Annotated in this window: 20 protein-coding genes; 5 read left to right on the top strand and 15 right to left on the bottom strand. The window is 65.1% G+C overall.

Annotation, left to right across the window (positions count from 1 at the left end):
• Positions 1-6: 6 nt before the first annotated feature.
• From ABDC78_RS20430 to ABDC78_RS20420, 3 genes are read right to left on the bottom strand one after another with little or no spacing between them, the layout of a single operon-like run.
• On the bottom strand, positions 7-1149 hold the full coding sequence (locus ABDC78_RS20430) for a sulfotransferase (protein ID WP_178361680.1): 1143 nt from the start codon (positions 1147-1149) through the stop codon (positions 7-9).
• Positions 1146-1928, bottom strand: coding sequence for an SDR family oxidoreductase (locus tag ABDC78_RS20425; protein ID WP_178361679.1), 783 nt, complete (start codon positions 1926-1928; stop codon positions 1146-1148). The genes ABDC78_RS20430 and ABDC78_RS20425 overlap by 4 nt, the downstream gene beginning before the upstream one ends.
• 2 nt (positions 1929-1930) lie before the next feature.
• Positions 1931-3058 carry a hypothetical protein gene (locus ABDC78_RS20420; protein ID WP_178361678.1) on the bottom strand — a complete coding sequence of 376 codons (1128 nt, stop codon included), beginning with the start codon at positions 3056-3058 and terminating at the stop codon, positions 1931-1933.
• 83 nt (positions 3059-3141) lie between these two features.
• Between ABDC78_RS20420 and ABDC78_RS20415 the strand changes: the two genes are divergently transcribed.
• Positions 3142-4065, top strand: coding sequence for a helix-turn-helix domain-containing protein (locus ABDC78_RS20415; RefSeq protein ID WP_178361677.1), 924 nt, complete (start codon positions 3142-3144; stop codon positions 4063-4065).
• Between the two features lie 14 nt (positions 4066-4079).
• Here ABDC78_RS20415 and ABDC78_RS20410 read toward each other — a convergent pair whose 3' ends face one another.
• The 5 genes from ABDC78_RS20410 to ABDC78_RS20390 form a co-directional block, all read right to left on the bottom strand.
• Positions 4080-6170 (bottom strand): RecQ family ATP-dependent DNA helicase, encoded by a 2091-nt coding sequence (locus tag ABDC78_RS20410; protein ID WP_178361676.1) that lies wholly within the window; start codon positions 6168-6170, stop codon positions 4080-4082.
• A 118-nt stretch (positions 6171-6288) separates the two neighbouring features.
• Positions 6289-7893, bottom strand: coding sequence for an AMP-dependent synthetase/ligase (locus ABDC78_RS20405; protein ID WP_178361675.1), 1605 nt, complete (start codon positions 7891-7893; stop codon positions 6289-6291).
• A 62-nt stretch (positions 7894-7955) separates the two neighbouring features.
• The gene (gene dmpG / locus ABDC78_RS20400) at positions 7956-9017 is read right to left on the bottom strand and encodes a 4-hydroxy-2-oxovalerate aldolase (protein WP_178361674.1); all 1062 of its coding nucleotides are present in this window, start codon (positions 9015-9017) and stop codon (positions 7956-7958) included.
• Positions 9014-9934, bottom strand: a complete 921-nt coding sequence (locus ABDC78_RS20395; RefSeq protein ID WP_178361673.1) for an acetaldehyde dehydrogenase (acetylating) — start codon at positions 9932-9934, stop codon at positions 9014-9016. Before ABDC78_RS20395 ends, dmpG begins: the two co-directional genes overlap by 4 nt.
• 24 nt (positions 9935-9958) lie before the next feature.
• Positions 9959-10744: a 2-keto-4-pentenoate hydratase gene (locus ABDC78_RS20390; protein ID WP_178361672.1), complete on the bottom strand. Its 786-nt coding sequence runs from the start codon at positions 10742-10744 to the stop codon at positions 9959-9961.
• 84 nt (positions 10745-10828) lie between these two features.
• On the opposite strand from ABDC78_RS20390, the gene kstD reads away from it, so the two are divergent.
• Both kstD and ABDC78_RS20380 read left to right on the top strand, forming a co-directional pair.
• Positions 10829-12541 carry a 3-oxosteroid 1-dehydrogenase gene (kstD, locus tag ABDC78_RS20385; RefSeq protein ID WP_178361671.1) on the top strand — a complete coding sequence of 571 codons (1713 nt, stop codon included), beginning with the start codon at positions 10829-10831 and terminating at the stop codon, positions 12539-12541.
• 3 nt (positions 12542-12544) lie between these two features.
• Positions 12545-13417: a MaoC family dehydratase gene (locus ABDC78_RS20380; RefSeq protein ID WP_178361670.1), complete on the top strand. Its 873-nt coding sequence runs from the start codon at positions 12545-12547 to the stop codon at positions 13415-13417.
• A 31-nt stretch (positions 13418-13448) separates the two neighbouring features.
• On the opposite strand, the gene ABDC78_RS20375 is transcribed toward ABDC78_RS20380, so the two are convergent.
• From ABDC78_RS20375 to ABDC78_RS20345, 7 genes are all read right to left on the bottom strand, one after another.
• A complete protein-coding gene (locus tag ABDC78_RS20375; RefSeq protein WP_178361669.1) occupies positions 13449-14696 on the bottom strand; it encodes a hypothetical protein in 1248 nt (415 codons plus the stop codon).
• 637 nt (positions 14697-15333) lie between these two features.
• Positions 15334-16275, bottom strand: coding sequence for an NAD-dependent epimerase/dehydratase family protein (locus tag ABDC78_RS20370; RefSeq protein ID WP_178361668.1), 942 nt, complete (start codon positions 16273-16275; stop codon positions 15334-15336).
• A gap of 207 nt (positions 16276-16482) precedes the next feature.
• Complete coding sequence (locus ABDC78_RS20365; protein ID WP_178361667.1) at positions 16483-17136, bottom strand: GNAT family N-acetyltransferase; 654 nt, start codon at positions 17134-17136, stop codon at positions 16483-16485.
• 132 nt (positions 17137-17268) lie between these two features.
• Positions 17269-18432, bottom strand: a complete 1164-nt coding sequence (locus tag ABDC78_RS20360) for a glycosyltransferase family 4 protein (RefSeq protein ID WP_178361666.1) — start codon at positions 18430-18432, stop codon at positions 17269-17271.
• A gap of 9 nt (positions 18433-18441) precedes the next feature.
• Positions 18442-19452, bottom strand: a complete 1011-nt coding sequence (locus ABDC78_RS20355) for an ATP-grasp domain-containing protein (protein ID WP_178361665.1) — start codon at positions 19450-19452, stop codon at positions 18442-18444.
• Positions 19453-19464: 12 nt separating this feature from the next.
• Entirely contained in the window at positions 19465-20754 is a 1290-nt protein-coding gene (locus ABDC78_RS20350; protein WP_178361664.1) for a hypothetical protein, read from the bottom strand.
• A gap of 20 nt (positions 20755-20774) precedes the next feature.
• Positions 20775-21407: a sugar transferase gene (locus ABDC78_RS20345; RefSeq protein ID WP_178361663.1), complete on the bottom strand. Its 633-nt coding sequence runs from the start codon at positions 21405-21407 to the stop codon at positions 20775-20777.
• Positions 21408-21777: 370 nt separating this feature from the next.
• On the opposite strand from ABDC78_RS20345, the gene ABDC78_RS20340 reads away from it, so the two are divergent.
• Both ABDC78_RS20340 and ABDC78_RS20335 read left to right on the top strand, forming a co-directional pair.
• Positions 21778-22377, top strand: coding sequence for a VanZ family protein (locus ABDC78_RS20340; protein WP_178361662.1), 600 nt, complete (start codon positions 21778-21780; stop codon positions 22375-22377).
• 126 nt (positions 22378-22503) lie between these two features.
• Positions 22504-23589, top strand: a complete 1086-nt coding sequence (locus ABDC78_RS20335; RefSeq protein WP_178361661.1) for a GNAT family N-acetyltransferase — start codon at positions 22504-22506, stop codon at positions 23587-23589.
• The last annotated feature ends 335 nt before the right edge of the window (positions 23590-23924 follow it).

Below are 23924 nucleotides of genomic sequence, written 5' to 3'. Positions count from 1 at the left end.
GATCCGCTACAACCCCGCGAAGCGCGCCTTGACCTGCTCGTCGGTCAATCCGTAATCCGAAAGTGAATACGTGTGTTTGGGCGCTCGCGGACCCTTCTGGCTCTCGGTATGGCTGTCGGTGATCGCCTGCCGGGCGGCATCGGTGAAGTCGATGCCGAAATGGCGGTAGATGCCCTCGACACTGGCGATCGGATCCTTGATGAAGTCGAAGTAGTCCACGTCGCAGAACTGCGCCGGATCATGCTTGGCCCGTTCGGTGTTGAACAACTCGAGCCCCCGCGACCAGGTCTCCATCGAGTCGGCGCCGATGACATCCCCGACGAAGGTGTTCGACCAGCCCTCCGTGGTGTGCTGGGCCAGTGAGCACATCGAGGCCATGATGGTCTCGGCGGGTCGGTGGCACTGCACCACCAGCGCATCGGGGTATACCGCGAAGATCGCGTCGAGTGCGAACAGGTGACTGGGATTCTTGAGCACCCAGCGCTTCTCCGGTTCGTTGAGCCCGATCAGTTGGAGGTTCTTCCGGTGCCGCTTGTACGACTTGGTCCAGTCCTGTTGCGACAGCCACCGCGAATAGGTGGGCAGGTGCGCGAGCGTCTCGTATGAGACCGAGTGCAGGGACTGGCGTAACAACTGCCAGCACTCCTCCACCTCGTCGGCGGTCATGTAGTGCAACCCGGTGTAGCCCGGGTTCTCCTCGTGCGCCTTGGCGAACTGGGCGTCGATCTGCTGGAAAACCGGGTTCTGAGACCAGGTTTCACGCGGTGGCCGCGGTTGCGGAAACTCAGCCAGCCACAGTTCCAGACCCTGGTGCCGCGGATCGGCGGTGAGCAGACGATGAATCACCGTGGTGCCGGTGCGCGGCAGTCCGGTCACGAAGATCGGGCGTTCGATGCCGACCTCGGTGTGCTGGGGATACTGCTTGAACGCGGCCTCGGACACCAGCCGGGCCACCAGGGCGTTGCGCGTGAAGAACCGGTGCATCTTGCTGCCGATCTCGGTCAGATCGGCGTCGCGGGCGAACGAGTCCAGCAACACCTCGAGCGCTTCGCGGTAGTTGTCGTCGTCACTGCCGAAGTCGTCGAGGCCGCACGCCTTGGTGGCCGAGGCGTGCAGATCCTCGACGGTGCCCACGTTGGTTCGCGTCATGCCTTGTATTCCCCGCAGTTCACGTCGAGGGCCTGCCCGGTGATGCCGCTGGACAGGTCGCTGGCCATGAACAGGATGGCCGAGGCCACCTCATTCTCGGTCGGCAACCGCTTCAGATCGGAGGCGGCGGCCGTGGCCTTGTAGATCTCGTCGACGGTCGTGCCGTACTTGCCGGCCTGGTGGTTGAAGTAGCTTTCCAGCGTGCCACCCCAGATATAGCCGGGCAGAATCGAATTCACCCGGATGCCCTGGTCCCCCAACTCGGTGGCCAACGACTGCGACATGGCCAGAAGCGCCGACTTCGCCATCTTGTACGCGCCGTACTTGGCCTGCGAGTGCCGCACCACCATGGAGTTCACGTTGACGACGGAACCGTTCGCCTCGGCAAGGGCGGGCGTGAAGGCCTGGATCAACCGCAGCGCGCCGAACACCGTCAACTCGATGGCGTCGCGCATGTGGTCGAAGGTGGTGTTGGCCAACGGCCTCATCGACGGCACCCGAAAGGCGTTGTTGATCAGCACGTCGACCCTGCCGTAGGCCTTCAGCGACTCGTCGACGAGGTTGTCCACCTGCGCCTCGTCGGTGATGTCGGTGCCCACCGACAGTGCCCGCCGACCGAGGCCGGTGACCTGCTCGGCGACCTCCTCGAGTCGCTCGACGGTACGGGCTGCCAGCACCAGATCGGCACCCTCCTCCGCGCACCGCCGTGCCAGCGTCGTACCCAGCGCAGGTCCGACGCCGCTGATGACAACGACCTTGTCCTCGAGCAGTCCAGCCATCGCTACCCCACCATTCTTTCGCCAATTTGCCTCTGCCGGAGTGCGATCCGCGCCCGCCAGTCGTCTTCGGAGATCTTGTTGGTCTCGTAGTGCGGCAGCGCCGCGGCGACGTCGTCGAAGTCGACGAGATCGACGGTCGGGCCGTCGGCTTCGGTGAGCTCGCGCGATACCCGCTGCCAGCGGAACTGCAGGAAGCCCTTGCGGTGGCCCAGTGTCTCCACCCAGTTGGTCACGCCCGGGTTCCTGTCCGACACCACGATGCGGATCTTGCCGTCCGGATCAGCCTGGGCCTGAGTGCCGTTCAGCGATGTCTGGTGGTTGATGTAGTCCAGCGAGATGTACCACAGGCTCCCGAGTTGGAACCCCAGATAGGGTGCGTCGGTGACCGGCAGCGTGATGATCAACGCCTGGTCCTCGGCCAGGTCGAACTGTCCGGCAGACGAGTACTGGGTCGCCAGACCTCCGGGCGTCAGTCGCGGTGACACCATGGTGTTGGCAGGGCGCTCGGTGTAGAACCACTGCGGAAACTGCAACCAGGTCTTGACGCGCTGCACCAACTGCTTACCCGCCACGGCGTAGCGCTTCTTGATGAGTTCGTCGGTCAGCGGCGGCGGTGCGGTGCCCGCGGTGTCGGTCCGCGCGATCGCGAAGGTTCCGCGCTGGGCGGACCAGTCGTTGTACACCTCGCGGATGACGAGTTGTGACGGACCGGGAGGTGTGAAGCGCCACTCGAAGGTCCCGTCGGCGGCGATGTCGAGCTTGCGGTCGTCGAAGGCCGTCTCGCTGTCGGGCACATTGTCATCGGTGTACTCGCCGCCCAGCAGTTGGAAGCTGACGTCGGTGGTGGTGCCGCGTTTCCCGGTGACGACGTACTCGTGGCCGGGTGCCACCCGGGTGCCGAAGTACATCGTGTCCGGATTGTCCAGGCCCATCTTGGTGAAGGGACCGGTGCCGCTGTGCAGGAACGGGTGGTCGCGGTCGTAGTCGAACGCCACATGAGTGCAGGCCGCGATGCAGCCTGCCAGGTACTGCAGACCCTCGAGCAGGTCGGCTTCGGTCTCGATGAAGGGCGCAGCGGCAACGAGGCCCTCGGCCTCGGCGATCGCGTCGGCCAGCGGCTGTGAATACACGCCTCGAAACTAGAACGCGTTCTAGCAAGAGTCAACATATCGACCGGCTCGTTCCATATATGGAACGAAGGTAGTCTGCACACGTGCCACCCGAAGCCGCCGGACGCGCCTCCCCGCCCACCGAACGTGTGGTGGCAATCCTGGAATACCTGGCCGGCCGACCCGAGGAACGGCTGGGTGTCTCGGAACTGGCGCGCCGGCTCGGGCTGAGCAAGCCGACCTGTCTGGGAATCGCGACCTCGCTGACCGAGGCCGGCTACCTGGTCCGCGACGCTGCCGACAAGACCTACCGCCTGGGGCCGTCGTTGATCACGCTCGGACACCGCGCGCAGGAGTCGCTGCGGGTCAGCCCGGCCGCGCGCGAGGAACTGCGCCGGCTGTCGGAGAGGTTCGGCGTCTCCGCAGGGCTCTCGGCCGTGATCGACGACCGCATCACGCTGCTGGACCTCGTGGCACCGGCCGGCGCACCACCCGGCGTCGACGTCGGCCAGAGCTACCCGTTCGCGCCGCCGGTCGGGTTGATGTTCGTGCTGTGGGACGACGAGGCGGTGCGCAACTGGCTGGCGATGGAACCGACGGTGCCGCTGCACGCGTCGCGCACCGATCCCGACCGGCTGCACCGCGTGATCGAACGATGCCGCGCCGACGGCTACCTGGTCGAGCGCCTCACCCCCGGAGGCCGCAGGCTGTACTCACTGCTGGCAGGGATGTCGACCACGATGCCCGACGAGCTGCGGGCACTGCTCGGCGAGTTGGTCTCCGACATCGGCGAGCGGGTGTACCTGCGCGAGGAGAAGCCCGGCCGCCGACGTCATGACATCAGCGTCATCTCCGCACCCGTGTTCGATCACTACGGACGCCAGGTGATGGTGGCCTCGATGCGCATCGGGAAGGCGTTGACGGACAACGAGATCCGCGAGCACGCCAAGGCGTTGATCGGCACCGCCGACGCGGTCAGCGCCCAACTGGGTGGCGCAGCACCAGCCCAAGGACGGGTCGACCCTTAGGAATCGACAGCCGATCAGCTGACGGCTGCAACCACCAATGGCAACACCTCGGGCGCACCGGCCTGCCGCACGATCCGCCCAGCCATGGTCAGCGTCCACCCGGTGTCGGTCATGTCGTCCACCAGCAGAACCGGCCCACTCAGCTCGGGCAGTTCGGGCGGATCCCAGGAACCTGTCAGTGCCGCAACACGATACGCCGAGTTGGCAGCCGTCACGGGCCGCCGCTCGACGGAGTAGCCGAGCGTCCCGAGATGCTCCAGCCTCCCGAGTTCGGCGAGCCTGCGCGCCAACGAGCCGATGAGCAGCGGATGGCTTTCGGAGGCCATCGCCATGACGGCCGTCGGCCTGGTCTTCCAGTCCCACGCGGCAAGCACGTCGACCGCGCCGCGCACCACGTCGTCGGGAGCCTCGGCGTCAGGGCCGTCGAGAACCGCACGCAACCTCGCCCCCCATCCCAGATCGGTGAGCCGCCCGATGGCCCGCCCCGCGGCCGGGCCGTCGGTGATCTTCCCGCTGAGCGAGACGCCGAGTTTCGCCAGACCGGAGGGCCACTGCCGGCGTGCGGTGATCTCGACGCCGGGCCGCATCAGGCGCGCCCGGGCCGCCTCGGCTTCCGACTCGTCGACGCCCGGGTCGTAACTCGAACCCGTGCAGTTGTCGCACCGCCCGCATCTCGCGCCGTCGGCCAGTTCGGGGTCGTTGAGCTGGCCGCGCAGGAACGACATCCGGCACTGGTCGGTGTCGAGGTAGTCCAGCATTGCCTGCTGCTCGCGTTTGCGGGCCTCGTCCAGCCGGCGATAGCGCTCCTCGTCGTAATCCCATTCGCGACCGGTACCGATCCAACCGCCCTTGACCCTGCGTACCGCCCCGTCGACATCGAGCACCTTCAGCACCATCTCCAGGCGCGTCCTGTTGAGATCGACCAACGGCTCGAGCGCCGGAGTGGATTGCGGGCGTTCGGGGTCGAGTGCCCGAATGACATTGCGCACCATCGCTTCTGAAGGGAAGGCGACAGAGGCGAAGTATCGCCACACGTCGCGGTCCTCGGCGCCCGGCAGCAGTATCACCTCGGCACTCTCGGTGGCGCGCCCCGCACGGCCGACCTGCTGGTAGTACGCGATCGGCGAGGCGGGCGCGCCCAGGTGGACCACGAACCCGAGATCGGGCTTGTCGAAACCCATCCCGAGCGCCGAGGTGGCGATCAGCGCCTTCACCCGGTTGTCCCGCAGGTCATGCTCGAGTTGCTCGCGCTCGGCGGTCTCGGTTGCTCCGGTGTAGGCGGCCACCACATGCCCGCGGTCGCGCAGCATCGCCGCGACATCGTTCGCCTGGGCCACGGTGAGTGTGTAGACGATGCCCGAACCGGGAAGCGAGTTCATCTGCGCGGCAAGCCATGCCGTGCGTTGGGCCGGATTCCCCGCCTTGACCACCGAAAGGCGCAGCGACTCCCGGTCCAGGCCGCCTCGCAGGACCAGGGCGTCGCCGCCCACCTCGGCGCCGCTGACCCCCAGCTGGCTGCGCACATCGTCGACGACGCGGTCGTTGGCGGTCGCTGTCGTCGCAAGCACCGGGATGTCATTGCCCAGCTCCGCGATCAGCGTGCGGATGCGGCGGTAGTCGGGCCGGAAGTCGTGCCCCCAGTCGGAGACGCAATGCGCCTCGTCGATCACGACCAGGCCTGCATCACGGGCCAGCGCCGGCAGCACGTCATCGCGGAAATCGGGATTGTTGAGGCGCTCGGGGCTGACGAGCAGCACGTCGAGTTCGCCGCCACGAACCCGGTCGTGGATCTCCGACCAGTCGGCGATGTTGCTCGAGTTGATGGTCGCCGCCCGCACCCCTGCCCGGTCGGCGGCCTCGACCTGATTTCGCATCAGCGCCAGCAGCGGCGACACGATGACCGTCGGACCGCGCCCCTCGCCGCGCAACAGTTTGGCGGCGATGAAGTACACCGCCGACTTGCCCCACCCGGTGCGTTGGACGACCAGTGCGCGGCGGCGACCCACCACCAACGCCTCGATGGCCGTCCACTGGTCGTCGCGCAGGCGGGCGTCGGGTCCGGCCAGTTGTTCGAGGATCGCCTGGGCCTGCGCTCGTGTCGCCATGGCCCCATCGTGCCCGGTGGGTGTGACTACCCGGTCGGGTGGCTCAGGTTCGGGCGTCCGCGCCAGAGCATGCGAGTCGACGGACCCGCCACCCCGTCTTCGACGACTGGCGAGGCGGTCATGAATAGAGAGCGTCGATCAGCACCGAGTACCTGTCGGCGATGGGGCGCCGTTTGAGCTTCATCGTGGGCGTGAGTTCGTCGCCTCCGGGCAGCCATTCCTCTGGCAGCACTGTGAACCGCTTGACTTGCTCCACCCTGGAAAGATGGGTGTTGGCGAGGTCGACCTCGCGCTGTACCGCCGCGACGACGGCGGGATCGGTCGGATCGGCACCGGCCTCCGGGTCGAGCACCAGCAGGGCGACGATGTAGGGCCGGGCGTCACCGAACACGCAGGCCTGCCCGATCAGTGGACCGGCGGCCTTGAGTTTCGACTCGATGTTCACCGGCGACATGTTCTTGCCCGCGGAGTTGATGATCAGTTCCTTCTTGCGGTCGATGATCCAGACGTAGCCGTCCTCATCGATGCGCGCGACGTCGCCGGTGTGCAACCAGCCCTCGGAGTCCATCGCCTCGGCAGTCTTCTGCGGGTTGTTGCGGTAGCCGGCCATCACGTTGGGACCGCGGCACAGCAGTTCATCGTCTTCGGCCAGTTTGATCTCCATCCCAGGCAGCGGACGGCCGACCGAACCGAGTCGCACGGTCCCTGGCCGGTTCAGCGCACCGATGGCCGATGTCTCACTCATGCCCCAGGCCTCGCAGATCTCGATGCCGAGATCCCCGAAGAAATCCAACACGTCGCGCGTCGTAGGTGCTGCGCCGATGACGAACAGTTCACACCTGTCGAAACCGAGCGCCGAACGTACCCTGGCCGGGTCATCGAGCGGGCCGAATGCCCCGGACTGCAGCGCCGACTTCAGTTTCTCCCATACGCGGGGAACTCCGCCCCAGAACGTCGGGCGGACCACCGTGGCGGTCGGGATGGCATCGGCCATGACCCCGACGTCGGTGATGGTCCCCCCGTACGTCATCAGCCCGCTGTAGTGCGAGAACCAGCGATCGGCGATATGTGCCTGTGGCAGGTAGCTGATGATCTGGCCGCCCGAGCGCATTCCCCATGCCTCGTGGAGGCCGCACAACAGCGCGACCATGTTGGCGTGGGTGAGCTCGACACCCTTGGGCGGGCCGGTGGTTCCTGAGGTGTAGATCAGCGTGAGCAGGTCGCCGGGTTGCACCGCTGCCGCGGTCGCCGCGAGGTCGAAGGGCTCGCCTGCCCGCAGGAAGGTCGACCACGACGCATCGTCGTCGACCACGATCAGGTGCGGCAGTTCGAGGTCGTAGGCGGCCACCGCCGCGAGCGCCGGGGCGAACTGCCGTTCGGTGAACACCACCCGCGCCCCTGCGTCGCCCAGGACGTAGGCGAGTTGCTCGGGCGGCGACGTGTTGTACACGCTGAACGGGACAGCACCCATCAACATCGCCGCGCCGTCGATCACGTGGAACTCCGGCCGGTTGGTGAGCATCATCCCAACGGAGTCGCCGGGCGAAATCCCCAGTGCTGCAAGGGCAGCTGCCACCTCGGTCATGCGGCCTGGCAACTCGCGATAGCGGATCGTCACCGTGTCGTCGGGGGTCCGCAATGCGACCGCGTCGCCGCACGCCGCGATGGTGCGGAGGAACGACTGTGCCATGGTGGGTGCGCCGAGCCCGGGAGGTTCCGCCATGACGCCAGTGTGCAGGCAATACTCAACGGCGGATGCAGTAACCGCCTACTGCATTTTCACGACTAGGCCGTCGCAATTGCCTCGGCGTCCATCTCGCGCTTGATCTCCAGGGCGATGTCGATCAGCTGATCCTCCTGGCCGCCGATCAGCTTGCGCTGCCCGGCGCGGTGCAGCAGCTTGTGGGCGGGCACCCCGTAGCGCTCGGACTGACGGATGGCGTGCTTGAGGAAGCTCGAGTAGACCCCCGAGTAACCCATGATCAACGCGTTGCGGTCCAGCAGACACTCGGCGGGCATCGCCGGCGCGACGACCTCTTCGGCGGCATCGGCGATCTCGAAGAAGTCGATACCGGTCTTGACGCCGATCTTGTCGAACACCCCGATGAGCGCCTCCACCGGCGCATTACCCGCACCGGCCCCGAACCGCCGACACGAGCCGTCGATCTGCTTGGCGCCGGCGCGGACGGCCTCGATCGAGTTCGCGACCCCCAGCCCGAGGTTCTCGTGGCCGTGGAAGCCCACTTGAGCGTCATCACCGAGTTCGGCGACCAGCGCCGCCACCCGGTCGGCGACGCCCTCGAGAACCAGGGCTCCCGCCGAATCGACCACGTAGACACACTGACAGCCGGCATCGGCCATGATGCGCGCCTGGGCGGCCAGCTTCTCCGGCGGGATCGTGTGGCTCATCATCAGGAACCCGACGGTCTCCAGACCGAGCTCTCGGGCCAACCCGAAATGCTGGATCGACACGTCGGCCTCGGTGCAGTGCGTGGCGATCCGACAGATCGACCCGCCGTTGTTCTGCGCCTCCTTGATGTCTTCCTTGGTACCCACACCGGGCAGCATCAGGAAGGCGATCTTGGCTTCTTTGGCGGTCTCGGCCGCCAACTTGATCAGCTCCTGCTCCGGGGTCTTGGAGAACCCGTAGTTGAAGCTCGACCCGCCGAGACCGTCACCATGGGTGACCTCGATGACCGGCACACCGGCGGTGTCGAGCGCGGCGACGATCGCCCCGACCTCCTCGGCGGTGAACTGGTGGCGCTTGTGGTGGCTGCCGTCACGCAACGACGTATCCGTCATCCGGATGTCCCACATCGGGTCGAAATAAATTTCGTCGGTGCTCATGCCTGACCTCCCGCAACGTTGACCGACAGCGACTCGCGGGCGATCTCTTCGCCCACCTTCGCCGCCGCCGCGGTCATGATGTCGAGGTTTCCCGCGTACGGCGGCAGATAGTCGCCGGCACCCTCCACCTCGACGAACGTGGTGACCACCGCGTGCCCGCCGGAGTTGACCGACGGCGGATCGAACTGGGGCTCGTTGAGCAACCGGTAACCCGGCACATAGGTCTGCACCTGCGCCACCACATCCTTTATCGATGCGGTGATCGCGTCCTGGTCGGCATCCTCGGGAATCGCGCAGAAGATGGTGTCGCGCATGATCATCGGCGGATCCGCGGGGTTCAGGATGATGATCGCCTTACCCCGGGCCGCACCGCCGATGTGCTGCACCCCCGCGCTGGTGGTCTTGGTGAACTCGTCGATGTTGGCCCGGGTACCCGGTCCCGCCGACGCCGAGGACACCGATGCGACGATCTCGGCATATGGCACGTCCACCACCCGGCTCACCGCGTAGACCATCGGGATGGTGGCCTGCCCGCCACAGGTCACCATGTTCACGTTCGGCGCATCCAGGTGCTCGCGCAGGTTCGCCGGCGGGATGACCCCCGGGCCCACCGCAGCCGGGGTCAGATCGATCGCGCGGATCCCCGCCTCGGCGTACCGCGGCGCAGCGTCGCGGTGGACGTAGGCGCTCGTGGCCTCGAACACCATGTCCGGCTTCTCGTCGAGGTTCAGCAGCCAGTCCACACCCTCGTGCGACGTCTCCAACCCCAGCTTTCGCGCCCGCGCCAACCCCTCGCTGTCCGGGTCGATCCCGATCATCCACCGCGGTTCCAGCCAATCGGAACGCAGCAACTTGTACAGCAGGTCGGTACTGATGTTGCCCGATCCCACAATCGCCACCGTCGCCTTGTCAGGCATGACACTCCCTACTGTTCTCGAACGTCACTCGAAATCGAGTCGTACTGAACCTAATCCGGCGAAGTCGGCGACGAAACGGCTCCCGGGCGGTGCATCTATCGCACGCGTGCAGGAACCGGGCAACACGATGTCGCCGGCCTTCAGCCGGACCCCGAAAGCCTCGACCTTGCGCGCCAGCCATGCGACCGCGGTCACCGGATTCCCCAGTACCGCGTCACTGCGGCCCTCGGCGACCACCTCGCCGTTGTTGGTCAGCACCGCGTCGATGTTCTTGATGTCTATGTCCTTGGGCGAAACGCGAGCCTCACCGAGCACCCAGCCTGCGGACGAGGCGTTGTCGGCGATCGTGTCGCACAGCTTGATCTGCCAGTTGGTGATCCGGGTGTCGATCAGTTCGATCGAGGGCGCGAACGCGGCGGTCGCGGCGAGCACGTCGTCCTCGGTGCAGCCGGCGCCGGGCAGATCGTCGGCGAGCACGAACCCGACCTCGACCTCGACCCGCGGATACAGAAAACGATCCGAACGGACCGGCGTGTCTTCGAAGACCTGCATGTCGTCGAGCAGATGGCCGTAGTCGGGCTCGTCGACGTTCATCATCTTCTGCATGGCCTCCGACGAGAGGCCGACCTTGTGTCCGATCACCCGGGCGCCCTCGGCCACTTTCTGCCGGATGTTGATCAGCTGGATCTCATAGGCGTCGACCACATCGATGTCGGGGTTCGCGTCCGTCAGCGGCGCGATCGGAACGCGGCTGCGCTCAGCCTGGGCAAGGTCGGCGGCGAGTCGGGCACGGACCTCGGAACTGAGCATTTCTGCTATGTCCTCTCATGGATTTCCTGCCTCGCCTACCGGGACAGTTGTTCGAAGGCGGGGCAATTCTATAACGTGTTCTACATGACTGGACAGCAGTATGACGTCGTCGTGGTAGGTAGTGGCGCCGCGGGCATGGTCGCCGCGCTCACCGCCGCCCATCAGGGTCTGTCAACAGTAGTCGTCGAGAAGGCCCCGCACTATGGTGGTTCCACTGCGCGGTCAGGTGGCGGCGTCTGGATCCCGAACAACGAGATCCTCGAGCGTGACGGGGTCAAGGACAACCCCGCTGCCGCCGCCGAGTACCTGCACTCCATCATCGGCGACGTCGTCCCGGCCGAGAAGATCGACACATACCTGCAGCGCGGCCCCGAGATGCTTTCGTTCGTGATCAAGCATTCACCGCTGAAGCTGTGCTGGGTGCCGAACTACTCCGACTACTACCCCGAGAGCCCGGGCGGTAAGGCATCGGGCCGGTCGGTGGAACCCAAGCCGTTCAATGCCAACAAGCTCGGTGCCGACCTGGCCGGCCTCGAACCGCCGTACGGCAAGGTTCCGATGAACATGGTCGTTCTGCAGCAGGACTACGTCCGGCTCAACCAACTCAAGCGCCATCCGCGTGGCGTGTTGCGCAGCCTCAAGGTCGGTGTGCGGGCCACCTGGGGCAAGGTCACCGGCAAGAACCTGGTCGGCATGGGCCGCGCTCTAATAGCGCCGCTGCGCATCGGCCTGCAGAAGGCCGGAGTTCCGGTCCTGCTGAACACTGCCCTGACCGACCTCTATGTCGAGGACGGCGTGGTGCGTGGCGTTTACGTCCGCGACACCACGGGTCCGGAAAGTGCCGAACCGCAGCTCATCCGGGTCCGGCGCGGCGTCATCCTCGGAAGTGGCGGATTCGAGCACAACGAACAGATGCGAGTGAAGTACCAGCGCGCCCCGATCACCACGGAGTGGACGGTGGGCGCCAAAGCCAATACCGGCGACGGAATCCTGGCCGCCGAAAAGCTCGGAGCCGCCCTCGACGTCATGGAGGACGCGTGGTGGGGGCCGACGGTGCCACTGGTCGACGCACCCTGGTTCGCGCTGTCCGAGCGCAACTCTCCGGGGTCGATCATCGTCAACATGTCCGGCAATCGGTTCATGAACGAATCGATGCCCTATGTCGAGGCCTGCCACCACATGTACGGCGGTCAGTACGGGCAGGGGCCGGGCCCGGGTGAGAACATCCCGGCCTGGCTGGTATTCGACCAGCAGTACCGTGACCGGTATATCTTCGCGGGATTGCAACCAGGACAACGTATTCCGAGGAAGTGGATGGAGTCCGGCGTGATCGTCTCGGCCCCGACACTCAAGGAGTTGGCAACCAAGACCGGCCTGCCCGCCGATGCCTTCAGAGCCACCGTGGAACGTTTCAACGGTTTTGCACGCACTGGCGTCGACGAGGACTTCAAGCGCGGCGAGAGCGCCTACGACCGCTACTACGGCGACCCGACGAACAAGCCGAACCCGAATCTCGGCGAGATCAACCACGGGCCGTTCTACGCGGCCAAGATGGTGCCTGGCGATCTGGGCACGAAGGGCGGCGTCGTCACCGATGTTCACGGGCGTGCCCTTCGCGACGACGGCTCGGTCATCCAGGGTCTCTACGCCGCGGGCAATGTCAGCGCGCCCGTGATGGGCCACACGTACCCCGGACCCGGGGGCACCATCGGCCCGGCGATGACGTTCGGCTACCTCGCGGCGCTGCACGTGGCCGGAGCCGCCCCGGCGGCGACATCAGACATCGGGAAGGCGTGAATCGTGCCCATCAACCTCGACGAAGCCATCGGCGCTGCACTGGAACCCGTCGAATTTTCCTGGGCCAGCAGCGATATCCAGCTCTATCACCTGGGACTGGGAGCCGGCGGCGACCCGATGGACACCCGTGAGCTGCGTTATCTGACCGACGACACCCCACAGGTGCTCCCGACGTTCGGCAATGTCGCGCAGAGCTTCCACCTGACCGATCCCCCGGCGGTGAAGTTCCCCGGTATCGACATCGAGCTGAGCCGGGTGCTGCACGCGAGCGAGGCCGTGACGGTGCCCGGGCCGGTCCCACCGTCGGGCACCGGCACCGCGATCACCCGGTTCACCGAGATCTGGGACAAGGGCAAGGCGGCGGTCATCTGGTCGGAGACGACCGTCACCGCTCCCGACGGCGCCCTGCTGTGGACCCAGAAGCGGTCCATCTTCGCCCGCGGCGAAGGCGGCTTCGGCGGCGACCGCGGACCGTCGGGGTCTTCGGCCACCCCGGTCCGGGCACCCGACTTCGAACTGACCGTGCCGACCTCTCCCCAGCAGGCGCTGCTGTACCGGATGTGCGGCGACCGCAACCCGCTGCATTCAGATCCGGAGTTCGCCGCCGCCGCCGGATTCCCGCGACCGATCCTGCACGGACTGTGCACCTACGGCATGACCTGTAAGGCGTTGGTGGACAACCTGCTCGACGGCGATACCGGCGCGCTCGCGTCCTACGGTGCCCGGATGGCGGGCGTGGTCTTCCCCGGCGAAACCCTGCGGGTGAGCGTCTGGAAGGACGCCGATACCCCCGAGGGCGGCTTCAGCGCCGTAGTGACCGTGCCGGACCGCGACAATGCAGTGGCGCTGGCCGGCGTCGAATTCGTCCCGGCCTGAACCACGCCCGGGTCCGCGCCGCAGCGCGCGGTCAAGGGCTCGCCGCGCCTTCGGAAGACGTCCCGCCCCCCTCGTCGCCGCTCGTCGAAGGAGGTTCAGCTCCGTCGTCTGATTCAGCAGGACTCTCCGCGCCGGCAGCGGGGGTCGACGGGGACTCGGGTTCGGGGGAATTCGTTGTAGGCGAATTGTCGGTGGTCTGCTGCACCGATGTCTCGCCCGGGTCGAGCTCGTTGCCTGATTCGATGACCTCGAGCGACGTGGGTGGCGTAACGGTCGATTCCGCCACTGAGTCAACAACGTTCGCCACGGGTGCCAGAGGGGATGGCAACGGTTCCTCGGCGGTGGACACCATAATGCGAGCAACGGACACAGGTTCCGGCACCGGCACCGGCACCGGTGGCGGCGCTGGTGGTGGTGGCGGTGGTGGTGGTGGTGGTGCAATGCTCGGCGCGAACCCGAAGGCAGACAACGCCATGCCGGTAAGCATGCCGAACTGCGACGCCAACATCGTTGGATCGCCCGGCGAAGTCGGGGCGGACACCAGTGACACGGCATTTCCCGGGTCGCTGTCGTCGACCGACGCCTGCACAGCATAAGCGAGATCGCTGCCCACCGTGATGATCTGAATGTGCTGGGACGTGTCCGCTACGGAGGTCACGGTGATTCTGTCCAGCTCGGTCTTGACCGCCGCCATATCGGTGGTTCCCAGGAGGACGGTGTCCAACATCATGTTCAACGCTGACAGATCAGGATGTGCCATCAACTCGGCCAACATGGAATCCGGCAGCCTGAGCAATGCCCGGATCTTCGCCTCCAAGGCGACCGAATCCAATTCGCCTGCTTGTGAATACAACAGGAGCAGCAGAGCCTGAAGCTTCGACCTCAGCGGCGCCATCGTGATTCCCACCGCCGCAATCGGATACTGGTGCATCGGCCGGTGCCACGTCGGACCAGAACTGACCAGCTCGGCACTCATCGAGTGCAAGGAAGTGACCCTGAGGAAATCGCGCGACTTGTCGGGACCACCCTCCCGTGCCGACGGAACGCCGGCCGCAGGGGGCGACGCCAGTGCCGGGAGCGTAACGCTGTGGCCCGGCTTGTCGGTGGATGGGAAGAGCGCCCACGCATTCACTGCGATCGCCATAGTGGTGACAAGAACTAGACAGGCGCGGCCGTCTTGAATGGCTATGCGGTCCGCCCCGAGATGCGGCCGGGTCACGACCTTGCGGATCGTCTCCGAGAGCGATGAACGCCATACATGGCATTGATCGGTGATCACTCGCCCTCCCTCACCTCACACCGCTGTTCCGAGCCTTCGGTGCACTCGTTCTCGGCAGTACCCCGAGAGCCCCCCACGGCGTCGGGTTCGGTACTGCTGCGCTACAGCATATTTTTTTGCCAGATGTATGTCAACGGACTTGGAGACAACATCTGGCAAACACAACTGCGGTCGACACGGTTTTCCGCGCAGGACCCCGGCGGGTTGGCCGAACGGTGCGGACCGCTGGGACCACTCAAGGCCGAATTGCCGGCCTTCGGAACTCGAACACGCAGTTTGAAGCCGATTAACGGACCGGATGTCAGTCCAGGATTAGTCCGTGTTCGAGCCATTGGCGGGACCGTTAACCTCGGAGATGAAGCCTTCGACGAAGTCGTCAACCTGGGACAGAAGCAATATACAGCAAATTACTAAACAAACTAAGGACGGTTTCTTCTGAATTGCTGTACATCCGCACCGCTACGCGACCTCGAGACACGATTCCCAGGCCGGCGCGGCTGCCGGACCGATCAGTTGATCGACGTCAAGCCGTTCCGAGTCTCGAAACATTTGCTGACATCTGCATAGCTTCCGAGCACAGCAAGTTGAGGCTGTCGTGAGCCATCGACGCCTGCTTGTGCCGCACACCAGGCAATCGTCAGGGTTGCCGATTCCGGAAGTATTCGACCGTCCGTCGGACACCTTCATTCAAGTCGACGACCGGTCGCCACTGCAGCACCTCTTCAGCGACGCTGATGTCCAAACAGGATCGCTTCAGGTCACCGAGACGCGCCGCGTGGAATTCGGGAGTGTCCGCGGCGCCGACAGCCTCGGCGACCACAGTGTGGAGCTGCCGATCTGAGGTCTCCACACCGGTTCCGACGTTGAAACGTCGGCCGTTCCCGGCGTCCCCTGACGCCTTGACGAAGGCGTCCACGACATCCTCGACGAATACATAGTCGCGGGTGTTCGTGCCGTCACCGAAGACCCTGGTTGATTTCCCGGACAACAGCGCCTCGGCGAAGATCGCGACGACACCGGCTTCGCCGTGTGGGTTCTGTCGAGGACCGTAGATGTTCGATGGAGCTATGTGTGTGCATTCCAGACCGTACAAGCGCCGGAACATGTTGAGGTACAACTCGCCTGCCACTTTGCCCGCCGCATAGGGCGAAGCTGGATCGGTGGGTGCCACCTCGCTGATCGGGAACATCTCGACGGCACCGTAGATGGAGCCACCGGAACTTGTGTGCACGATCTTGCGGGTACCGGCCTTGCGGGCTGCCTCGGCCAGCCGCACAGTACCGAGGACGTTGACCGAGCAGTCGAATGCCGGATCCGACACCGACTGCCGAACATCGATCTGCGCCGCGAGGTGAAAGACCACCTCTGGAATGTGCTGCGCAAGGATCGAATCCAGGTCGGAATCCACGATGTCGGCTTCGACGAGGGAGAAGCTGATGTCGTCGGCCAAGTGCTCGAGATTGGTCGCCCGCCCGGAGGCGAAGTTGTCTAGACCCACGACACTGTGCCCATCGGCAACGAGTCGATCGACTAGCGTCGACCCGACGAATCCGGCAGCCCCGGTGACCAGTGCTCGCATCGGCCTGAGAATACCCACCTGTGGGTGCAAAGACTCGGCTACTCGTCTAACTCGTCACCCAAACCCTCTCGGCGGCGCAACGGTCACCCGTGATCCGGGTCGGTGGGCGACGAATTCATCCTGAGCACAACAGGTTGTCAGGTCGACGCCGCGCCACGGGAAGGGTGAGGCGGCTCGCGACCCTTTCCGAGCAGGGCGGAGTGGTGTTCAGGCAAGAGGCTGGAAGCGGACACGCGGCCGGAACAGGGTCCAGCTTTCCCGGCGATTGACATAAGGGGCGAACCCGGCTCTCTCGCAACCCTTCAGCGACGCAATGTTGTCATTACTGACAAAGGTGATCACGTGCTGCACACCGAGGTCGCGCGCTTGTTCCGCGATCAGGGCCATAGCGTGCGCCATGATCCCCTTTCCGCGATGGCCGTCCCCCGTGTAGGCGGCCTCCAGTAGCGCTTCGCCTGGTTTGAGCTCGGGGAACAACCCTGGCCAGAACGCCTGGATGCGTGCGTTGTCGCGCGCCTCGATCAGCCATTGCATGTAGCACCCCGTGCCCTCGGAATCCACAGCGATCCAACACGTTGGAATGTCGGCCCTCAGGAGCTCGCGCCGGGAATCACGCTCAGCCGCCTCCTGTGGCGGGAGGTCGGGATCTTCCGCTATGAACGCGAGGTCGTCGTCGGGCCGTAACCGCCGCACAGTGACCGGGATCTTTGCCGGGGGTGCGGCGAAGGGCACACTCACGTCTCGACGCAGCCCGACTGCATCGCGGCGCCAGTAGAGCCGGACTCGGATGCCCTCCAACACTCTGCGGCGTCCGGTGCTGGAGCGGATCAGTCGAATGCCGTCGCTCACCATCGAAGTCATCCCGTGAGAGTAACTCCGACAGCTGCCCTACCGCAGTCACACTTGCAAACAATCGACTCCGCGAGTGAGAAACTCCGAGGCGCTCCATACAGCCGGGGAATCACTTTGTTGCTTCCGCAAATAGTCTGCGGCTCAGATGTATTCGTGCAATCTCAGCAGCCGGGTGTATTCGGTGTACAGCGCGTCCCAGATGTCCTCCGGCCGAAACTCTCGCAGCACTCGTTCGCGCCCGGCCACACCATGCCGACGCCGCAGATCCGGATCGAGCAGGTAACCGCGAATCGCTTCGGTCAGGACGGCTGAATCGCGAGGCGGTACCAGAGTTCCTGTCACACCGTCCTGCACGGCATCCACACACCCAGCGACCGAGGAGGCGACGACCGGCAGCTCCATCGCAGCGGCTTCGATCGCCACCTCGCCGAATCCCTCTCGGTACGTAGGCAGCACCACCACATCCATCGCCGCGTACAGCGGTGGCGTGTCGGTTTGCATGCCAGTCAGGTGAATGCGCGAGTCAGTGCGTAGCAGCTCCTCCGCCTCGGGAGGTAACGGATCCTGCGGCTCAAGGGGGCCGACCACCAAGAGGTGCAACTGTCGGCGCTCCGCGGAAAGGGTCTGCCACGACTCGACCAGCTGGACAAGCCCTTTGTCACGGACCACCCGGCCCACGAAGCCGATGACTTCCGCCTCGAGCGGGATGCCATATCTTGTGCGGGTGGCGGCACGCACTGAGCCGACGAGAAACGCTGGGTTGAAAACTGTTTCGGCATCGACGCCTTTGATGCTGCCGTGGTGGAGAACCTTGATCTTGTCCGGCTGGCACAAACCCTCCGCCAACGCGACCGAACGGAGCGAGGCGCTGACACAGAGCACCTGGTCCGCCAGCAGGCACGAGACCCTCTCGGTCCACCGCAGCAGCTGCCGTTTGAGCCCCGTAGCCGTCATGAGCGGCAAGCCGTGCAGGTGGTAGACCCGCACCGGTACCCTCGCCAACCAGGCCCCCAGCATGCCGAGTAGCCCGGCTTTGGGCGTGTGGGCGTTGACGATGTCGGGCCGTACCTCGCGCAGCCAGCGCCACAGCCGGGCGGTGGTAGCCAGATCGCGCAGCGGCGTGATACGCCGCGCCATTGCCAGGCCGTGGACCGGGATGTCCTCGTCTGTGGCGAACTGGTCGAGCATCTCGCCCGGCGAGGACAGTGCCCACACATCTACGCCCCGCGCCTTTAGGTAGCCGACCTGCCCGTGGAAGAACGCGAGCGAATCGGGCACCGTGGTGACGTGGACGAGACGAACCATGTCTACTCCTCAGTTCATAGTCACCAGCCGATCGGTTTTGGCGGTGGTCACCCCTGGACGCGGATGCAACCAGCGCGGGTCGTGCGCTGTGCCGGACGCCCATGCCACGAGTGCCGCCGGTAGGTCGGCGCCGGCCGCGTGGGAGAACGGGTAGCCGCCACCGAAGCGCGGGTTGAGCTCCAGCACATACAGCTGATCTTCGGTCTGAAAGACGTCACAGTCGAGATTGCCTGTGTGGCCGAGCTGTTGGCCGATGACGGCACCTAGCCGATCAAATTCGTGGCTGTCGACGGTGACGGCACGGTCCGTCTCGCCAGCGCGCATCGCGAGCTTGCGGCGGGCAAAGGTGGCGACATGGTGGCCGCCCAAGTCGTTCACGACGTCGAGACTGAACTCCTGGCCCGGCAGGCGTTGCTGGATCAAAACGGCGTGGTCCAGATCGCGGGAACTCGCCTCGGCGAGAACGGTACTTGCCAGCTGATGCTTGATCAGCTGGTACGCCGGCGCCAGATCTTCGGCCCGCTCGACGTACACGATGCCGATGGAGGCGCTGCCCCAGCGTGGCTTGACCACGAGCGGGAATGCGATCTTCCGCTGATGGAGGGCCGTTTGTGCCTCGCGCACCGTGAGATAGGTGCTCGGGCTGGCAATACCGCAACTCTTCAGAAAGCGGGTCGTCGCCCACTTGTCGAAGCAGGTATCGATGACGTCGGGCGACGACACCAACGCGAGCGTTCCTCCGACGCCGAACCGTTCGCGATTGCGGGCGAGCAGGGGGAGCTCCACATCGTTCAGTGGCACCAGAACCTGGACCGCCTGGGCGTGACAGAGCTCGAGCATGTGCTCGATGTACCCGGGATGAGTGACCGGGGGCACGACGAAGGAGCGATCAGCTTCTTGCAGTGCCGGAGCGTCCTTGCTGCAGTCGGCGGCGTACACCTGCCCGCCCCCGTCAAGCGCGGCTCGGAAGAACTCCACCAGGTAGTTCCGGCGGCCGGCACATGTCAACAGCACGTTCATCGATGCGCGTCCTCACACCGCGCCTGGCGGTCTCGGTGGTAGTGCCGGTTCCGGCTGGTTCGGAAAGATGAAGGCGCCGAACAGGTCATCCCAACATTCCGCGCGGCGCGCCACCTCAACGGAGTTCTTGTCGTCGAGAACGAGAATGGCCGGTGCCGGGCGGATGAACGGCGGCTTCATGACGACGGTGTAGGCGCCCACGTTCTGGAATACGACATAGTCCCCCGGTCGGACCCGCTGACGGTAGCCGCGCTGCAGACAGTCATGCTCCATACAGGTGTAGCCCACGATGTCGGCCGGGCGCTCGCCGTGTGATTCGTCTGGGAGGTCGGCGGCACTCACCACGGTCATCGGGAGCTGCTTGCCATGAAGGGTCGGCTTGATGTTGTGGATGCTGCCCGCGACCAGAGCGAGCTCGCGGGTGCGGACCCGCTTTCGTGCAACGACTTTGGCCACAAAACACATCACGTCGGAGGTGAGCGCGGATCCCGGCTCCAGGATCAGTTCCGGCCCGTCGGCACCGGGGTAGGCAGCAGCGACCTCGGAAGCAATTGCGGCGGAGTACTCCCCGTAGCTCGGGACCGGGCCTGGAAACTGGCTTCGCAGTTCCGGGCTCATCTTGCTGAAGTAGCCGCCTCCGACATCGATGAAGTGCGGCGGCTGGCGCGGGAAGCAACTCGCGGACAACTCGAGCAGGCGGCGGGTGCGCCGAACATAGGACTCGACGCTGCGATGTCCGCTGGAGAAGTGGCAGTGGAGCCCCGCCACGACGCAATTATCAATGCTCTCAAGTCGTTTGAGCGCCTCGTACAGATCGCCGCCGGCTCCGGCATCGAACCCGAATCTCGAGGAATGGTGGTCCTCGAGTTCGAAATTGCACCGCAACCCGACCTTCAACTCGGCTTGCGGATGACGGCGGCCGATGGCTTCGATCAGGTCCACCTCGTAGTAGGCATCGAGGTTGACGACAGATCCGGCCAGTAGAGCTCGCTCCAGGTCGTGCTCACTTTTGTAGGGACCATTGAATATGATCTGCCTCGGATCGACACCGACACGCAGCGCCACGTCGTACTCCATGCTCGAGACGACCTCAGCGTAGCCGCCCATCCGGTCAACCTCCCAGCACAGTCGAGGGATGTAGTTCGTCTTGTAGGAGTACGCGATTCGGCTTCGCGGATAGATGACCCGAAATGCGTCGAGAAATTCCTCGTAGTTCTTTCGAAACGCTTGGACATCGAGCAGGAAGAACGCTTCGCCGAAGTCGCACTCGAGCTCATTCAGCGTCTTCCACGAAAGTTGCACGTGAGTTCTCCTACATCGTCTTATGTCTGACGGCCGGTGACTTTGCGTGTCACGTTTTGCCGGGGTTCCGAACCGGTGAAGTCAGGCATCGTCGCGTGTCCCTGCTGTGTGATGCCATCACGGCTGAGCGTCTTCCAAATCGTCAAGACAACAATCTTCAGGTCGACACGGCACGATGCGTGGTCGACATACCAGACGTCCAGCGCGAACTTTTCTTCCCAGCTCAACGCGTTGCGGCCGTTGACCTGAGCCCAACCGGTGATCCCCGGGCGTACCTCATGCCGACGCGCCTGCACCGGCGTGTAGAGCGGCAGGTACGCCATCAAAAGCGGCCGTGGTCCGACCAGACTCATATCGCCACGGAGCACGTTCCAGAGTTCCGGCAACTCGTCGAGACTCGTGGCGCGCAATGCTTGCCCAAGGCGCGTCAGGCGCTGTTCATCTGGCAGCGTGCGACCCGCAGCGTCAGTCGCCTCGCGCATGGTGCGGAACTTAATCATGCGGAACGGAACGCCGTCGCGGCCTGGCCGCACCTGGGTGAACAGCACCGGGCTTCCCAGGCGGATCTGCACCACGCAGGCGATCACCAGCATCGGCACGGCCAAGATCAAGAGTGCTACGGCGGCGCCGACGACGTCGACCGCGCGCTTCATCACAAGAACCTGAGGGGCGGCAAGAACGCCCAGCCGACCGCGCGAACGTCGCACTTCTTGTCAGCGATCCGAGTTGTCATGCGTACTTGATCCCTCCCACCGGAGACAACGCAAGACGAAGGTCTGCCGACCCGCGCAAATCCGCCCCCACGACGTACGGTACTACGCCGGCACGTGAGCGCGCTTGCATTCTCAGCTAACGACACCATCTGGAGGACATCTCGTTAGCCATGACTCTCCCCCTATACGCCATCCGACAGTTATCCTCGACGGGTTGTCGGCGGCATGTGCATGGCGCCGCCACCGAGTCTCGACCATCGTGTGCTGGCCCGGCTCTGATCGAGTAGGAAGACCAGAACAGAATGTCACTGTGGAGGACTCGCAGATATCGCTTTCAACGGGCGCTCGGGCACCGCTCACGGTGATCGCTCCGGCCGGCGAGTCCTTCAGTATCCTCACGAGCGTCCTGCCGTGGTTCCTCCCCGGGCTGGCCATCACGATCGCGATCGCACTCGCGCTTGCCGGCCGTGTGGCACGGCGCCTATGCACCCGCAGGTCGATCGCGTTCCTTCTCCTCATGGGGGTGGGTGTCGCAATCTCGGCGACGATCCCACCGGACTCCGATGGTTTCATCGGTGAAACGTCGGCGTTTGGCCGCTGCGATTTCGGGCGCACAGGATTCGCATCACTGTCCCACTACCTATACCTCGGCGAGACCAGCCTCAATGTAATCCTGTTCGTACCGCTGGGCCTGGCGGTCGGACTCGTCGATCGATCACCGGCAACGGCATGGTTGCTGTTGGCTGTCCTTGCCTTGCCGCCATCCATCGAGGCAATCCAATCGCTGGCACCGATGCTCGGACGCGGTTGCCAGAGTGGGGATGTCGTCGACAACCTCTGCGGGCTCGGCATCGGACTCGCGCTGGGCGTAATGCTGTCAGTCATTCGAGCACACCGGACCACACGCTGACCCGCTCGCCCTGGGCGACTGGTCAGTCGGGACGCGGTTCCGCACTCACCGATCGACTTCCAGCGGTGCCGCCGCCTTCGACCGAACAGCGCGAAAGTTCGGGTGTGCCCGGTTAGGCTGATCTGCGTGGCCTGGAAATTGGTCGATTTCGGGAAGCTGGATGCGGCGGAACTCAATTCGTGGCAGCAGGTGCGCGCGGCAGATCCATCGCTGGACAGCCCGTTCTTTCACCCGTCCTTCGCGACGGCGGTGCACACGGTATTCGGTGACGTCCAGGTAGCCACCCACGACCACGAGGAACGGCTGTGGTACCCCGTTCAAGTGACCCGGCGCGTGGCGCGGCCCGTCGGCTGGCCGGCGGCCGACTTTCAAGGTCCAGTCGCGGCCCCGGGCGTCCGTGTCGACCCGCTGGAAATGGTACGGACGATCGGGTTGCGCGCCTTCACGTTTGACAATCTCTTGGAGCAGCGCACCGAGTTCGCGCCGTGGGTCGAGGGGCGCTATCCGTCGCCGTTCATGGACACCACAGGCGGTCTGGACGCCTACCTGTCGCGGGTCAGCAAGGCGGGCCGGGACAAGATGTCGCGGGTACGCCGGCGAACGGACAGGGCCGCTCGCGAACTGGGGGAAGTGCGCCTGGTGTGGGACGCCCAGGACCCGGACCTGCTGGATCGGCTCATCGAGATCAAGCGGGCGCAGTATGCGAAGACCGGCGCGCTCGACTTCTTCGCCTTGCCAGGCCGCCGGGAGCTCATGCACCGCCTGCTGACGACCAGGGTGGAGGGCTTCGGAGGAACGCTGTCCGCAATCTATGCCGACGAGACGCTGCTGGCCGCACATTTCGGGCTTCGCGACCGCGGCGTGCTGCATTGGTGGTTCCCGGTGTTCGAGCCGTCGCAAGCGGAATTTGCGCCCGGGTGGATCCTGCTGCGCGAGTTGATCAAAATGGCCCCGGAAAACGGGTTGAACCGCATCGACCTGGGTCGTGGCGAGGAAGACTACAAACGCCGCGCGATGACCGGTTCGGTAGCGGTATGCGAGGGCGAGGTGCCTGCGGACATGATCCGCCGCCGGATGAGGCTGGCGCGACGCGCTGCCCTCGAAGGCCTCAAGTCATCACCACTGGGGCCGTCGTTGCGCGCGGCGAAGGACCGGGTGTTGCGCGCGCGCGGGGGGCGCGGCGCAGGCCGCCTGCCCCGGCCGGCGGCCTGAAGTCTGGTGAGCACGGCACCCTGCGGGGGTTGCTCATGCCTAGCAAAGTCGGCTCCTCCCACCTCGGCGATCGCTGACCGAGTCGTCGCCCGGTCCAACCGGGAAAACATTGCCATGACTACACCTGGCGACTTGTTGACGGCGCGGGCGCAGTGCGACGTGCGCGGCCCGTCATGTAGTTGCCGACAGGTGTCGGAACCCCTACCCTCGTCCATCCAGAGGACGGGAAGTAGCTGCGCTAATTTTTGCGAAGGACAACATATATCCGGTTGAGCTGGCGCCTTATTCGGAAAATGACGATCCGGATGGCCAACCAAATCGACGGCCTCGCAAGT

Origin of the sequence: Mycobacterium sp. DL (assembly GCF_039729195.1) — a bacterium.
In the GTDB taxonomy this organism is placed as follows: Bacteria; Actinomycetota; Actinomycetes; order Mycobacteriales; family Mycobacteriaceae; genus Mycobacterium; species Mycobacterium hippocampi_A.
This window is presented reverse-complemented; position numbering and strand designations above follow the sequence as displayed.